Annotated in this window: 13 protein-coding genes; 9 read left to right on the forward strand and 4 right to left on the reverse strand. The window is 66.4% G+C overall.

The window, feature by feature from the left end:
- Positions 1-74: 74 nt before the first annotated feature.
- Entirely contained in the window at positions 75-1,073 is a 999-nt protein-coding gene (locus QA649_RS00825; RefSeq protein ID WP_283022553.1) for an AraC family transcriptional regulator, read from the reverse strand.
- 249 nt (positions 1,074-1,322) lie between these two features.
- On the opposite strand from QA649_RS00825, the gene QA649_RS00830 reads away from it, so the two are divergent.
- The 6 genes from QA649_RS00830 (at position 1,323) to QA649_RS00855 (ending at position 6,981) form a co-directional block, all read left to right on the forward strand.
- Positions 1,323-1,733 carry a hypothetical protein gene (locus QA649_RS00830; RefSeq protein WP_283022554.1) on the forward strand — a complete coding sequence of 137 codons (411 nt, stop codon included), beginning with the start codon at positions 1,323-1,325 and terminating at the stop codon, positions 1,731-1,733.
- Between the two features lie 42 nt (positions 1,734-1,775).
- Positions 1,776-2,138, forward strand: a complete 363-nt coding sequence (locus QA649_RS00835) for a BA14K family protein (RefSeq protein WP_283022555.1) — start codon at positions 1,776-1,778, stop codon at positions 2,136-2,138.
- A gap of 431 nt (positions 2,139-2,569) precedes the next feature.
- The gene (cpaB, locus tag QA649_RS00840) at positions 2,570-3,382 is read left to right on the forward strand and encodes a Flp pilus assembly protein CpaB (RefSeq protein WP_283022556.1); all 813 of its coding nucleotides are present in this window, start codon (positions 2,570-2,572) and stop codon (positions 3,380-3,382) included.
- 10 nt (positions 3,383-3,392) lie between these two features.
- A complete protein-coding gene (locus QA649_RS00845; RefSeq protein WP_283022557.1) occupies positions 3,393-4,913 on the forward strand; it encodes a type II and III secretion system protein family protein in 1,521 nt (506 codons plus the stop codon).
- 44 nt (positions 4,914-4,957) lie between these two features.
- The gene (locus QA649_RS00850) at positions 4,958-5,692 is read left to right on the forward strand and encodes a CpaD family pilus assembly protein (protein ID WP_283022558.1); all 735 of its coding nucleotides are present in this window, start codon (positions 4,958-4,960) and stop codon (positions 5,690-5,692) included.
- Positions 5,689-6,981, forward strand: a complete 1,293-nt coding sequence (locus QA649_RS00855; RefSeq protein ID WP_283022559.1) for an AAA family ATPase — start codon at positions 5,689-5,691, stop codon at positions 6,979-6,981. The genes QA649_RS00850 and QA649_RS00855 overlap by 4 nt, the downstream gene beginning before the upstream one ends.
- Positions 6,982-7,010: 29 nt before the next feature.
- On the opposite strand, the gene QA649_RS00860 is transcribed toward QA649_RS00855, so the two are convergent.
- Together QA649_RS00860 and QA649_RS00865 are read right to left on the reverse strand one after the other, a co-directional pair.
- On the reverse strand, positions 7,011-7,799 hold the full coding sequence (locus QA649_RS00860; RefSeq protein WP_283022560.1) for a tetratricopeptide repeat protein: 789 nt from the start codon (positions 7,797-7,799) through the stop codon (positions 7,011-7,013).
- Positions 7,800-7,879: 80 nt separating this feature from the next.
- Positions 7,880-8,125 (reverse strand): PilZ domain-containing protein, encoded by a 246-nt coding sequence (locus QA649_RS00865; RefSeq protein ID WP_011083489.1) that lies wholly within the window; start codon positions 8,123-8,125, stop codon positions 7,880-7,882.
- A 226-nt stretch (positions 8,126-8,351) separates the two neighbouring features.
- Here QA649_RS00865 and QA649_RS00870 point away from each other — a divergent pair, with 226 nt between their 5' ends.
- From QA649_RS00870 to QA649_RS00880, 3 genes are all read left to right on the forward strand, one after another.
- On the forward strand, positions 8,352-9,890 hold the full coding sequence (locus QA649_RS00870; protein ID WP_283022561.1) for a YifB family Mg chelatase-like AAA ATPase: 1,539 nt from the start codon (positions 8,352-8,354) through the stop codon (positions 9,888-9,890).
- Between the two features lie 110 nt (positions 9,891-10,000).
- Positions 10,001-10,468 carry a hypothetical protein gene (locus QA649_RS00875; RefSeq protein WP_283022562.1) on the forward strand — a complete coding sequence of 156 codons (468 nt, stop codon included), beginning with the start codon at positions 10,001-10,003 and terminating at the stop codon, positions 10,466-10,468.
- A 122-nt stretch (positions 10,469-10,590) separates the two neighbouring features.
- Complete coding sequence (locus tag QA649_RS00880; protein ID WP_283022563.1) at positions 10,591-12,816, forward strand: ATP-binding protein; 2,226 nt, start codon at positions 10,591-10,593, stop codon at positions 12,814-12,816.
- 251 nt (positions 12,817-13,067) lie between these two features.
- Here QA649_RS00880 and coaA read toward each other — a convergent pair whose 3' ends face one another.
- Complete coding sequence (gene coaA / locus QA649_RS00885) at positions 13,068-14,024, reverse strand: type I pantothenate kinase (protein WP_283022564.1); 957 nt, start codon at positions 14,022-14,024, stop codon at positions 13,068-13,070.
- Between the last annotated feature and the right edge of the window lie 9 nt (positions 14,025-14,033).

Genomic DNA, 14,033 nt, shown 5'->3' on the forward strand with positions numbered 1-14,033 from the left:
CGGATGGAGCGCAGCGTAATCCGGGATCTGCGCGCGTGGTGAGATTTGCGCTTCGCTCCATCCGGGCTACGCGTTCAGCCGCAGAAGCCCCGGGCGCGACGGACTGTCTCCGACGGATACAGCCCGAATGCCGAACGATACGACGCAGCAAACCGGCCCATGTGGGTAAAACCCCACTTCCATGCGACCTCGCTGACCGGAAGCAGATTCTCCGGTCGCGACAGCTCGTCGTGGATCGCCTCGAGTCGAATTCGCCGCAGATAAGCGACCGGCGTCGTCCCGTGGATCCTGCGAAACCCTGACTGCAGCAACCGGCTGCTGATCCCGACGTTGCCGGCAATATCCGCGACCGTCAGCGGCAGATGAAGATTGGCCCGCATGTATTCGACTGCGCGCCTGATGTGGCGAGGCGGCGCATCCAACGGTTGGCGATTCAAGCGGTCGATCAGCCGATGGGGGACATTTTCAAGGATCAGCTGCATCGCCGCTTCCGAGAGCAGGGCGCTGGCTTTTGGAGAGCGTGCCAGGATCCCGTCATACAGGCCGGCGGCACTGGCACGGACGAGTTGATAAAGGGCCTGCCCCGCGCTGGTCGACAAGTCGAGCTTCGGCGTCAGATCGAGATCTTCCAGTGCCGCGTTTCCGAACGTCGCAGACAGCGCCTTGGTCACCACATCGGTGTGCAGCGTCAGCGTGACACTCGAATATCTGCCGTCCACCGCCTCGACGCTCTGCTCCTGCAATCGCGGAAGCGACACGACGGCCACTTCGGAGGACGTTCGCTGGACGCTCTTTCCCGCAATGAGCATGTCGGCCTTGCCGGCGTTCAGCAGGCTGATCGCAAGCTCGCCGCCTGAATCGCCGTATGAATAGCGCCAGTCCCAACCTGCGGACAGCTCCGCCCGCACGACATCCATGCCGGCTCCGACGGCAACATCCGCCTGCCAGCGGAATGATCCGTCGGGCTTCGGCGCGGAGTGCGCGTTGATCCCGTGAGGCCGGAGCATCTCAAGCAACGCCTGAAACGACGACCCCGATCGTGCGGGAGATGCGGCGAGTATGTCTTCGGCCATGCGCTATCCATCGTTCGTGGCGTCCGCTCGTGCGGTAGATGCATCACCACGCTAGCACAATTTCGGTGAATTCAGGTCGAGCGCCCGCGCGCGATATCCGATTGCCGCACCAGACATCCACATCGCGCGATCGCGTCGCGACGGACAAGCCAGAATCCGAACGTCTCCATCCCGAACGCGCCGGCGTGCATGGACTTGCGGCGCGGTTGGCCTAAATCCCCCCGACTGCCTCAAACAGGTAATGAAAGCATGCTGACAAGAACAATTTGCGCGCTCGCGCTCATGGCCCTTTCGTCGATGCCGGCGCGGGCCGAGAGCTGCGCAGACCACTACCAGAGCAGCGGCGTTCCGCTGGTGACGGGCACGACCCACAAGGTCTGGATGATCTTCCCGTCCGTCAGTCCCGGTGCCGCTCTCGACAAGGTCTCCCGCGCCGTTCTCGCGGAGGGCTTTGTCGACGTGAACGTGGACAAGGCGCTGGGGACGCTGACCACGCAACAGGAAACCACCGGATCCGGACGGCCGCAGACGTTGCGCGTCGTCGTCCGCAAGGAGGGCAGGGGCAGCCGCGTCGATGCGGTCTTCATCATGCCGCCGGGCCAGGTGGCGCCAGGCATCAGCAACAATCTCTGCCGCGTCGTGGATGCGGCCGGCCGATAGCTCCGCCCAATCGTGAACTCGCGAATGAAACAGGAAATCCCAATGCGCATCGATCACGTCTTGAAAGTTGTCTTGATGACCGGCACCGGCGCTCTGATGCTTTCGGCCTCCGCGATGGCCGCTCCGTTGCAGAGCGTCGTGGGAGGCACGGGCGGAGTTCCGGCGCTGACCGAGAAGGTCTGGTGCCGTTACGGACCGTGCTATGACAATGGCGCCGGTGTCGGCGGACTGGTCGGCGGCCTCATCGGCGGTGCCATCGCGGCCGGTGCGGCCACCGCTGCCGCGCAGCAGGAAGCGGCGGCCACCCAGCAGCACGCGGCCTCATGCGCCCAGCGCTACCGCTCCTACGATCCGGCATCGAACACATACGCGGCCAAGGACGGCCGGCGGTATCCCTGCCAGTAAGGTCGCACACAAACGTTTCCTCAACGTCGTCGTCCTGGCGAAAGCCAGGACCCATTACCCCGACTGCCGGTTTGGCGAAGGTCGGATAGACACGTTCTGCAACAATACTCATCGGTGGTTATGGGTCCTGGCTTTCGCCAGGACGACACCGAGGGTGTGGCGTGACGACTCCATCTCGCTGGCGTCACGCGCCACTAACCACCCGTTCACCATGACGCCGCGCCTCATCCAAACGCGCGCGCCGGCATGCGTGAATCTACGGGGCCGCTGGCCGACTGAATAACGCCACGTTCACCATCTGCCGAAAACCAGCATCGTGACCGGCCGGCGCATTCGGCCTCGCAACAACCCTTATACTTTTACTCCCTACTCATCGACGCAGGGGAACCCGCCAGGTGCGGTTCGAGTGACCCGCGTAAGAGTAAAAGCGTATGAACACCGCACGCATTGTCGTTCTCGTCATCGCGCTGGGCGCCGGCGGCGTCGCAGCATATCTGGCGAGCGGCTATCAGAACGCACCCGCGCCCGTCGCGCCCGTCGCCGAGAAGCTGCCGACGGTCGAGGTTCTGATCGCGAAGAACGACATCCAGCTCGGCCAAGCCGTAAAGCCCGACGACCTGCAATGGCAATCCTGGCCGGCGGCGACCGCGAGCAGCGCCTTCATCCGCCGCGACGCCAGGCCCGACGCCCAGATGCAGATCGCCGGCGCGATCGCACGCGTCCCGTTGATGCAGGGCGAGCCGATCCGCGAGCAGAAGCTGGTAAGGGCCGAGGGCTCGGGCTTCATGGCCGCGATCCTGCCCTCGGGCATGCGGGCCGTCTCCACCGAGATTTCCGCCGAGACCGGCGCCGGCGGCTTCATCCTGCCAAACGACCGCGTCGATGTCGTCCTGACACGCCGCCTGAAGAATCCCGACCCCAGCGGCGCAACCGCCGGCAACGACCTCATCGTGTCCGAGGTCATCCTGTCCAATATCCGTGTGCTCGCGATCGACCAGGCGCCGAAGGAAAAGGACGGCCAGACCGCCGTGATCGGCAAGACCGTCACGCTTGAGCTCAAGCCCGATCAGGTCGCGACGCTGTCGGCCGCGCGCCAGGGCGGCACGCTCCAGCTCGCGCTGCGCAGCATCGTCGATGTCAACGCGACCGAGCTCACGGTCGGGGATCAGTCGGCCAAGCGTTCCGACGGGGTCAACGTGATCCGTTACGGGGTGCAGGTGCGGCAACTGACGTCACAGAAGTGATGGGGATAGCATGAACTATGGGGATGATCGGACGGGCCTGCGCATTCGGGGGAATCGCGCAAGCACGTTCTGGACGGGGGCGATGCTGATGCTGGGGCTGCTCGCAGCTCCTGACATGGTCAGCGCTGCTGCAGATGCGCCGGTCGGCGACCAGGCACCGATGCAGGTGCCGGATCTCGGCTTGACGTCGGTCGGCTCGATCGCGCCGGCGAAGACGCGTTTTCTCTCGCTCGGCGTCGGCAAGTCCGTCGTCATCGACCTGCCGCGCGAGGTCAAGGACGTGCTGGTGGCCGATCCCAAGATCGCCAACGCGGTGATCCGCTCGGCCCAGCGCGCCTACATCATCGGCGGCCAGGTCGGCCAGACCAATGTCGTGTTCTTCACCGCCGACGGCCAGCAGGTCGCCGCCTACGACATCGCGGTGAAACGTGATCTCAACGGCATGCGTTCGGCGCTGCGCCAGTCGCTGCCGGGCGTGCAGATCGAGGGCGTCGGCGACAGCGTGATGCTGACCGGCTCGGTGTCGAGCCCGGTCGAGGCCCAGCAGGCCGGCGACGTCGCCGCAAAGCTCGTCGGCGGCTCCGAGAAGGTCGTCAACAACATCGTCGTGCGCGGCCGTGACCAGGTGATGCTCAAGGTCGTCGTCGGCGAGGTGCGCCGCGACATCGTCAAGCAGCTCGGCGTCGATCTCAGCGCCAGCCTGAACGCCGGCACCGCGGTCGTGAATTTCAACAACTCCAACCCGTTCTCGGTCTCCGGCGGCCCGCTCGTCAGCAGCAACGGGCTCGGTGTGACCGGGCTCGCAAAAGGCGTGGCCACCGTCAACGCCACGATGCGCGCGATGGAAAGCGCCGGCGTGATGCGGACCCTGGCCGAGCCGAGCCTGACGGCGATCTCCGGCGAGTCCGCCACTTTCATCGCCGGCGGCGAATTCCCGATCCCTGCGGGCTATTCCTGCGATCCGGTCACCCACGTCTGTACCACCCAGATCACCTACAAGAAGTTCGGCATCTCCCTGAACTTCACGCCGGTCGTGCTCAGCGAGGGACGTATCAGCCTGCGCGTGATGACCGAAGTCTCGGAGCTGTCGAATCAGAACGCCATCTCCGTGACGCAGGCGGTGTCCGCGGGCCAGACCAGCTCGATCACCATCCCCTCGATCCAGACCCGCCGCGCCGAGACCACGCTGGAAATTCCCTCGGGCGGCTCGATGGCGATGGCCGGACTGATCCAGCAGCAGACCAAGCAGGCGATCAACGGCCTCCCCGGCGTCGACCAGGTGCCGATCATCGGCGCGCTGTTCCGCAGCCAGGACTTCGTCAACAACGAGACCGAGCTGATGGTGATCGTGACGCCCTATGTGGTGCGCGCGGTCGCCCAGAAGGAATTGTCGCGGCCCGACGACGGCTTCGCGCCGGCCTCGGACGCGCAGACGGCGCTGCTCGGCCGCATGAACCGCCTCTACGGCACCACGCGGCGCGTCGACCCGGTCAGCGGCACGCCCGGCGATTTCGGCTTCATCATCGACTGAGACGACCAGACGGCTTGGGGAACGGGGCAAGAGGGGATCGAGCGATGACGAAAAAGACAGCGGATCGACGTCGCGGCTTAAGCATTGCGCTGGCGGTGACGGGGCTCTCCATCATGCTCGGCGCCTGCAACACCACCGGCGAGATCGTCACCCAGACGGTGCCGACCGACTACCGCCAGCGCCACCCGATCGCGGTGCAGGAGGCCAAGAAGTCGATCGTGATCTTCGTCGGCAAGGCGCGCGGCGGCCTCTCGGACGCGCAGCACTCCGACGTCGCAGGCATCGCCCGGGACTGGGTGCGCGAAGGCAGCGGCTCCGTCGTCGTCGACGTGCCTGTAGACACCGCCAATTCGCGCGCTGCGGCGGCGACCTATCAGGAAATCCGTTCCGTGCTGGCATCCGGCGGCGTGCCGTCGCGCGCCATCGTCAAGCATCCCTATCGGCCCGAGGATCCCGCCCTGCTGCCCACCATCCGCCTCAGCTATTCCAGGATCGCCGCGGTCGCCGGCCCCTGCGGGCTGTGGCCGGAGGACGTCGGGCCGTCCATCCTGGATCCCGGCTACAACGAGAACCGGCCGTACTTCAATCTGGGCTGCGCCAGCCAGCGCAACCTCGCGGCGATGATCGACAATCCCGCCGACCTCGAGCAGCCGCGGTCGGAAACACCGGTTTATACCGCGCGGCGCGACGTCGCCTTCGACCGCTATCGCAAGGGCACCCCGATCGCCACTCCCAATCCCGACGCCGAGAAGGCCAAACTCAGCGACACAGGCAAATGACAGGCTTCAACGACGAAGAAGAAGCGGACGATCCGCGGCACCCCGAGGAACACATTGCACCGGTTCCTCGCATCTCCGTGCAGGCCTTCTGCGAGACCGACCAGACGCTCAAGGCGGTGACCGCCGCGGGCGAGGATCGCCGGCTCGCCAAGGCGCATCTCACCGCCAAGGAAGGCGGCTTGGCTGCGGCGATCGAAGTCTATGAATCGATGCCGACGCCGAACGTGATCGTGATCGAATCCGACGGCACGCGCGACATCCTCGAAGGTCTCGACGATCTCGCCGGCGTCTGCGATCCCGGCACCCGCGTGGTCGTGATCGGCAATCCCAGCGATACCGCGCCCTATCGCGAGCTGGTGCGGCGCGGCGTCAACGACTACGTCGTCGGCCCGGTCGAGACGCTCGACGTGGTCCGCTCGATCTGCAGCCTGTTCTCGGCGTCCGAAGCCATCATCACCGGCCGCGTCATCGCGGTGGTCGGCGCCAAGGGCGGCGTCGGCGCGTCCACCGTCGCGCACAACGTGGCCTGGACCATCGCCCGCGACCTTTCGCTCGATTCCGTCGTGATCGATCTCGACCTCGCCTTCGGCACTGCGGGTCTCGATTACAACCAGGACCCGGCGCAGGGGATCGCCAATGCGGTGCTGTCGCAGGACCGGCCCGACACGGCGCTGATGGAGCGCCTGCTCGCCAAATGCACCGATCGCCTCAGCCTGCTCGCTGCGCCCGCCACCCTCGACCGCGTCTATGATTTCGGCGCCGAAGCGTTCGACGCGGTGTTCGACACGCTGCGCATGACCACGCCCTGCATCGTGCTCGACGTTCCCCATCAATGGTCCGCCTGGACCAAGCGCGCGCTGGTCAACGCCGACGACATCGTGATCGTGGCCGAGCCCGATCTCGCCAACCTGCGCAACACCAAGAACATGCTGAGCGTGCTGAAGGCGGCGCGGCCGAACGACCGGCCGCCGCTGTACTGCATCAACCAGGTCGGCATGCACAAGCGCGCGGAGATCGAGGTCAAGGCGTTCGCCAAGACCATGGAGAGCCAGCCGATCGCGGTGATCCCGTTCGATTCGAAGCTGTTCTCGACCGCGGCCAATAACGGCCAGATGATCGCGGAGGTCTCCAAGAACCACCGCACCACCGAGCTGTTCCAGACCATGGCCAACCGCCTCGCCGGGCGCGGCGAGGTGAAGAAGCCGAAGCGTTCGCTGCTCGGCCCGCTCCTGAAGAAGCTGAAGGGCCGCTCGGGTCGCGGATCCGCCCCGCATCGCAAGGCGTCGTAGGTTTCGCGTACGGAAAACCCGGCGGCGGGCTACTTCTCGGCCCGCTGCTGCTGCTTCTTCGCCAGCAGCTGCCGCAGCGCCGAGACCTTGGCCGCGGCCTGGTCCGGCGGCAAATCTGCCTTCACGAGGATTTCAGCCTCGGCCTCGCGGCCCTGCAATCCCAGCACGAGCGCGAGATTGGCACGGATCCGCACGTCGTTCTGATTGCGCTGATGGGCGCGGCCGAGCACCTGTTCGGCCCGCGGCAGATTGTTCTGGAGCATGTAGGACAGGCCGAGATTGGACAGAACCTGCGGCTCGTCAGGCACGATCTTCAAGGCGCTGGCGTAATATTGCTGCGCCTCCTCGTTGCGGCCGAGCTGATCGAGCGCCGCGCCCTGCGCCGACAGGATCCGCCAATCGGGATCCTCGGGCGAATGCGCGCGGCCCAGAACGTCGAACGCCTGCTGGAAATTGCCGTTGTCGGCGAGCGCGCGGCCGTAGCCGGCGAGCAGCGCCTTGTTGCTGGGATGGGCGAGCACGGCCTGCTCGAGCACCGCGACCGCCTGAGCGCGCTGGCCGGTGTCGCGCAGCGCCTTGCCGTATTCGATCGCAATAGCGGGATCGCTCGGCTTGGCGCGATAGCGCTCACGCAGCGCGTCCATGTCCGACCTGACGTCAGCCTTGGCGTCGGCCTTGCCGGCTGCTTCCGTCTTGCCGCCGAGCGCGCCGGTGACGTCCTCGAGGCTCGTCGTCTGACAGCCGCCGAGGGCAAGCGCGATGAGGGCGGGAAGCAGCAATCTCGCCGGGGGGAAGGCGAGGGACGAACGCTTGGGCATACTCTGATCACTCGGCAACTGATCAGAGATGCTTACCGATTAACGCTAAAGTCCCGTTAAGGACGCGACCCTGTTGAGGTCTAGTCGGTGAATTCGGCACCGAATTCGCAGCCGATGCGCCAGCGCAGGCGGCATTGGCGGGAATAGTCCGGCGCGAAGATGATGGTGAATTGCGGCGGCACTTCCAGAAATTCCGCCACGACTTTCACGCCCCCGTCCGAGATATCCGTGATCGTGCAGTCCCTGGGCAGCGAGCCCGCCCCAAAATGAATCTTGGCGAGCCGGCTGCACACCCGACGTTCGCTTCTCCGGCGATTTGCAAGCATTTGAACTGTTCACCCGTTAGACCACGGCCCATCCCGCACCCTCAGGAGTAGCGGACATTCGTTGGAATGTGCTGAGAACAGAAGCTCGCATTCAAGGCGTAGTGTCGGGATCGCGTTTACGATTGGTTAGGGCTTGCCCCGGCCCCGGAGATGTTCCCGTATTGTTCTTGCGAAGCGCCACGCCTCCTGCTACCCTTGATTGTGCGAGAGGGCAGGCTGGGTCGGCATGGTTCAACGGGTTTCTACCGTCGCCTTTGAGGGGATCGAGGCCCGCGCGGTCGACGTGCAGGTGCAGGTCGCGCCTGGTCTGCCGGCCTTTGCCATCGTCGGCCTGCCTGACAAGGCGGTGTCGGAGGCGCGCGAGCGGGTGCGCTCGGCGCTGATCGCCTCAGGGCTCGCGCTGACGGCGCGGCGGATCATCGTCAATCTGGCGCCCGCCGATCTGCCCAAGGAAGGCAGCCATTACGACCTGCCGATCGCGCTCGGGCTGATGGCGGCGATCGGCGCGATCCCGCCGGATGCGCTGACCGGCTTTACCGTGCTCGGCGAGCTCGGCCTCGACGGCTCGATCGCAGCCGTCGCCGGCGTGCTTCCCGCCGCGATCGGTGCCAATCAGCGCGAGGAAGGGCTGATCTGCCCGGCGTCCTGCGGTTCGGAAGCGGCGTGGGCGAGCCCCGATATCCAGATCATCGCCGCGCAATCGCTGATCCAGATCGCCAACCACTTCAAGGGCACGCAGGTGCTGTCGCGGCCCTCGCCGAAAGTGCACGAGGCCGCCGCTTCAAAGCTCGACCTGCGCGATATCAAGGGCCAGGAGAGCGCCAAGCGCGCGCTGGAGATCGCCGCCGCCGGCGGACATCACCTCCTGATGATCGGCGCGCCCGGCGCCGGCAAGTCGATGCTGGCCGCGCGCCTGCCCTCCATTCTTCCGCCGCTGTCGCCGGGCGAGCTGCTCGAGGTCTCGATGATCGCTTCCGTGGCCGGCGAAATCGAGGGCGGCGCGCTGACGTCGCGGCGGCCGTTCCGCTCGCCGCATCACTCCGCCAGCATGGCCGCGCTCACCGGCGGCGGCATGCGTGCTAAACCCGGCGAGATCTCGCTCGCGCATCAGGGCGTGCTGTTCCTCGACGAGCTGCCGGAGTTCGATCCCCGCGTGCTGGATTCGCTGCGCCAGCCGCTGGAGAACGGCGAGGTCTCCGTCTCCCGCGCCAATCACCGCGTCACCTATCCTGCGCGCTTCATGCTGGTCGCGGCGATGAATCCCTGCCGCTGCGGCAACGCCTTCGAGCCCGGTTACGCCTGCAAGCGCGGCCGCATCGATCGCTGCACCTCCGACTACCAGGCCCGCATTTCCGGCCCGCTGATGGACCGCATCGACCTGCGCATCGAGGTGCCGGCCGTGACGGCCGCCGACCTGATCCTGCCGCCGCCGGCGGAGGGCTCGGCCGAGGTCGCCGCGCGCGTGGCGGCGGCGCGCGACATCCAGCTCGCGCGTTACGCCGATGCAGGCTTGCCCAACATCCGCACCAATGCCGAGGCGCCGGCCTCCGTGCTGGAGGAGATCGCAAGGCCCGATGCGCAGGGTCAAAAACTGCTGCGCGATGCTGCCGAGACCATGCGGCTGTCGGCGCGCGGCTATCACCGTGTGCTGCGGGTGGCGCGGACGCTCGCCGACCTCGATCATGCCGACAAGATCGGCCGGCTGCATCTCGCCGAGGCGCTGTCCTACCGCGCACTCGCGGAGGATGTGCGCCAGCTCGCCTGATCATTCTGCGCATCAACCCGGCGGTAACGAGTTTCCTTTACGCTCTGCAAACCATAAGGCCCAACGAGTTCTCCAAGAGTCGTTCACTCGGGCCTGGCGAGTAGAGTGTCATGTTGCGTTTCAAGATCCTGGCCTCCGTCGTTCCCCTGCTGGCGGCTGCGGTGTTTGCCCGCGGCGAGATCGGATCGGTCTCGCATCCCTGCATCGCTCTCGGCGAAACCTCCGTCGAGCTGACATCCCTGTTCTGGACCGCCGGCGTCCACGTCGCCTTCACCGACGATCCGTCGCGGGCCACGGTCAGGGTCCAGATCACCGACGACGCGGACGCTGCGGACTTCGCAGTGGTGGATGACGGTCTCGGTTCCGAGACTGATTCCTGCCAGGCCAATCCGGCAAACCGCCTCGTCACCATCGCGGCGCAGCCGGTCGATGGCGGCCCGGTCATCTATCTCTCGACTGACGGCCCCGCCGATTACCGCATCTATGTGCGCTCGAAGACGTTCTCGCAGCGCGAGGCCGCAGCGCTGATCGTTGGTGCCCATAACGGCCACCGCCCGTTCCAGGCCGCTTCACTCTGAGGCGTTAACACCTCGTCAACCCTGTTTGGAGGCGGCACCGAAGCCTCAAGCTGTTCGCAAGGTCGGCGCGACATCGTCGCATGCAGCGGCGGTGGGGTTTTCGGACAAGAGTCGGGGTTGCGATGGGTCGGACGTTCCGGATCAAGGTGCGCATGCGCCGCTTCAGGCGGCAGCATCCCAGGGTAGCCTTCGCGATCCGCTCCTTCATGATCTTTTCGGCGACGTTCGGCGGCGCCTATGGCTTCATCGCCGGCAGCCGGGCCGAGAAGTCCGGCTACGATCCCAACGCCTTTGCGATCGGTGCAAGCTTCCTGTTCGCCCTCGCCTGCCTCGGCCTTGCCACGCTCAGCATGCGGCTGCGCTTCGTCAACAAGCGGCTGCGCACCCTCGCCGTCCACAACGAGGCGCTGATCGACCGCAATTGGGAGCTGAAGGAAGCCGAGGAGCGCGCGCGCAGCCTGTTCGAGCAGCAGGGCGATCTGATCGTGCTGCGCGACCATCAGGGCCGCATCACCTTCGCCAACGACGCCTATTGCGCACTCGCCGGACAGGCGCGCAGCGCGCTGGTCGGCACGCGCTTTGATTTCGACGTGCTGGAGCAGGGCGACAGCGCCCGCGAAAGCAACGGCACGCGCATCCACGACCAGAGGATCACCACGCCGCTCGGGGCGCGCTGGATCGCCTGGCGCGAAGGTTACGTCCGGCTCGACGCCGGCCAGGCGGCCGAACTGCAGAGCGTGGGACGCGACGTCACCGACCGCACCGAGACCGAGCGCGCGCTGTCGGAGGCGCGCGACCAGGCCGATGCCGCCAACCGCGCCAAGTCGCGCTTCCTGGCGATGGCCTCGCACGAGATCCGCACTCCGCTGAACGGCATCATCGGCATGGGCGGCCTGTTGCTCGACACCCATCTGACGCCGGAGCAGGCGACCTATGCGAGGGCGGTGAAGACCTCGGGCGAAGCGCTGATGGCGCTGATCGAGGAGCTGCTCGACTATTCCAAGATCGAGGCCGGCAAGCTCGACCTCGAGCAGCGTCCGTTCGCGCTCTCGCCCCTGATCGAGGAGATCACCGAGCTGCTGGCGCCGCGCGCGCAGGCCAAGCAGCTCGAGATTGCCGCCTATGTCGACGAGCGCCTGCCGCTGGAGGTCGTGGGCGACGCCGCGCGGCTGCGCCAGGTGCTGCTCAACCTCACCGGCAACGCCATCAAGTTCACCGCTCACGGCGGCGTCGCGCTGATCGTCGAACCCGGCATCTGGCCGAACGAGATCAGCTTCCTGGTCCGCGACACCGGCATCGGCATCGCACCCGAAGCGCAGCAACGCATCTTCCGCGAATTCGAGCAGGCCGACGAGCGTGTCGCCCGCACCTATGGCGGCACCGGGCTCGGCCTCGCCATCAGCGAGCGCATCGTCAAGCGCATGGGCGGCCGCATCACGCTGACGAGCGAGCCAGGCAAGGGCGCGACCTTCGAGGTCGCAGTGCCGCTCGCGCCATCGCACGGAAGCGCGGGGCAGACGACGTTCCCGAGCCCTGACCTCACAGGCAAGTCGATCCTCGTGATCGCCGAGGGCATCGAAGCCTCGCTGATCGCGCGGCGCCTGGAGCGCTGGGGCGCTCAGACCTGCCTGGCGACGGACGCCGCTGTCGCGGAAGCGCTGCTACCGGAACGTTCATGGCACGCGGTGCTGGTCGATCGCGCGATCGGTCCTGGCATCGCCGACCGGTTGGGCGAAGCCGCCCGCGCGCATGCGCCGCAACGGCTGGTGCTGCTGACGTCGAGCTCGCGCCATGAAAAGCTCTCGCCGGCCTTCACCGGCTTTCTGGTGAGGCCGCTGCGCGCCGCCTCGCTCGCCGCACGCCTCACGCTGACGCCTGAGATCCCCTCGCCCGACCTCGCGCCGGAACCGCCGGCCGAAGCTACCGGCGCAGCGCCGGTGAAAGGCCTGTCGATCCTCGTCGCCGAAGACAACGAGATCAACGCGCTGTTGATGCGCTCGCTGCTGACAAAGCTCGGCCATCGCGTCGTCATCGCCGTCCATGGCGAGGCCGCGCTGGAGTCGTGGCTGGCGGCTAGCTCGGCCGGCACGCCCTACGATCTGGTGCTGATGGACATCCAGATGCCGCAGCTCGACGGCATCGAGGCGACCAAACGCATCCGCACCCACGAGGCCACCATCGGCGGCCGGCACACGCCGATCCTGGCGCTTACGGCCAACACGCTGGTGGAGGATCGCTATGCCTGCTTCGAGGCCGGCATGAACGGGTTTTTGATCAAGCCGCTCGATCGGGACAAGCTGGACGAGGCGCTGGCTGGCCTCGCGGCGTCACGGCATCTGGCGGTGTAGTCTCCACTCTCTCCCCGTCATTGCGAGCGTAGCGAAGCAATCCAGAGTCCTTCCGCGGAGACAGTCTGGATTGCTTCGCTACGCTCGCAATGACGATGTGGGGACAGGCGTGGCCACAGCACAGATATCGTAAGGTGGGCAAAGCGCAGCGTGCCCACGCATCGTTCGACAGCAGGCACAGAGCGTGGGCACGGCGCTTCGCGCCTTTGCCCACCCTACGGCACCGCAGCCTTCAGCTACGGCACCGCGGCCTACAGCCGCCTGAGCGCCACGCTCTCCACCACGTGATCCGGGCCCTTCTTCAGGATCAGCGTCGCACGGGGACGGGTGGGCAGGATGTTGTCCTCGAGATTGGCGAGGTTGGTGCGCTCCCAGATCGCGGTTGCGGTCGCGGTCGCTTCCTCGTCCGAGAGCAGCGCGTAGCGGTTGAAATAGGACTTTGGATTGGTGAACGCGGTGTCGCGCAGCGCCAGGAAGCGCTTGATGTACCAGCGCCGCAGCGCCGCCTCATCGGCATCGATATAGACCGAGAAGTCGAAGAAGTCGGAGACGACGGGCACCGCCTTGCCGTCGCGCGGCAGCTTGCCGGTCTGCAGCACGTTGACACCCTCGACGATCAGGATGTCGGGCTGGTCGACCTCGGCCCACTGGCCCGGGACGATATCATAGGTCAGATGCGAGTAGACCGGCGCGCGGACATGGCGGCGTCCCGACTTGATGTCGGAGAGGAAGCTCAGCAGCAGCGGCAGGTCGTAGCTCTCGGGGAAGCCCTTCTTCTGCATGATGCCCTGCCGGTCGAGCACCGCGTTCGGATAGAGGAATCCGTCGGTGGTGATCAGCTCGACCTTTGGACGCGGCGACCAGCGCGCCAGGAGCGCCTGGAGCACGCGGGCCGTGGTGGACTTTCCGACCGCGACCGAGCCGGCAACGCCGATGATGTAGGGCACCTTGCGGTCGCGGATGTTGAGGAACTGGCGCTCGGAGTAATAGAGGCGCTGCATCGCATCGACATAGATCGACAGCAGCCGCGACAGCGGGAGATAGATGTCCTCGACCTCCTGCAGGTCGAGGCGATCGTGCAGCGAGCGCAGCCGGTCGAACTCGCCCGGCTCCAGCGTCATCGGCGTATCGTCGCGCAGGCGCGCCCACTGCTCGCGCGTATAGACGCGGTACGGATTATACTGTTGCTCCGGTGCGCGGATATCCATGAAGCGACC

Source organism: Bradyrhizobium sp. CB1717 (assembly GCF_029714325.1).
Lineage (GTDB): Bacteria > Pseudomonadota > Alphaproteobacteria > Rhizobiales > Xanthobacteraceae > Bradyrhizobium.

Bases quoted from the DNA above. Each gene is read 5' to 3' on its own strand.
- QA649_RS00825 (WP_283022553.1), bottom strand. From the start codon at position 1,073: ATGGCCGAAGACATACTCGCCGCATCTCCCGCACGATCGGGGTCGTCG.
- QA649_RS00830 (WP_283022554.1), top strand. From the start codon at position 1,323: ATGCTGACAAGAACAATTTGCGCGCTCGCGCTCATGGCCCTTTCGTCG.
- QA649_RS00835 (WP_283022555.1), top strand. From the start codon at position 1,776: ATGCGCATCGATCACGTCTTGAAAGTTGTCTTGATGACCGGCACCGGC.
- cpaB (WP_283022556.1), top strand. From the start codon at position 2,570: ATGAACACCGCACGCATTGTCGTTCTCGTCATCGCGCTGGGCGCCGGC.
- QA649_RS00845 (WP_283022557.1), top strand. From the start codon at position 3,393: ATGAACTATGGGGATGATCGGACGGGCCTGCGCATTCGGGGGAATCGC.
- QA649_RS00850 (WP_283022558.1), top strand. From the start codon at position 4,958: ATGACGAAAAAGACAGCGGATCGACGTCGCGGCTTAAGCATTGCGCTG.
- QA649_RS00855 (WP_283022559.1), top strand. From the start codon at position 5,689: ATGACAGGCTTCAACGACGAAGAAGAAGCGGACGATCCGCGGCACCCC.
- QA649_RS00860 (WP_283022560.1), bottom strand. From the start codon at position 7,799: ATGCCCAAGCGTTCGTCCCTCGCCTTCCCCCCGGCGAGATTGCTGCTT.
- QA649_RS00865 (WP_011083489.1), bottom strand. From the start codon at position 8,125: ATGCTTGCAAATCGCCGGAGAAGCGAACGTCGGGTGTGCAGCCGGCTC.
- QA649_RS00870 (WP_283022561.1), top strand. From the start codon at position 8,352: ATGGTTCAACGGGTTTCTACCGTCGCCTTTGAGGGGATCGAGGCCCGC.
- QA649_RS00875 (WP_283022562.1), top strand. From the start codon at position 10,001: ATGTTGCGTTTCAAGATCCTGGCCTCCGTCGTTCCCCTGCTGGCGGCT.
- QA649_RS00880 (WP_283022563.1), top strand. From the start codon at position 10,591: ATGGGTCGGACGTTCCGGATCAAGGTGCGCATGCGCCGCTTCAGGCGG.
- coaA (WP_283022564.1), bottom strand. From the start codon at position 14,024: ATGGATATCCGCGCACCGGAGCAACAGTATAATCCGTACCGCGTCTAT.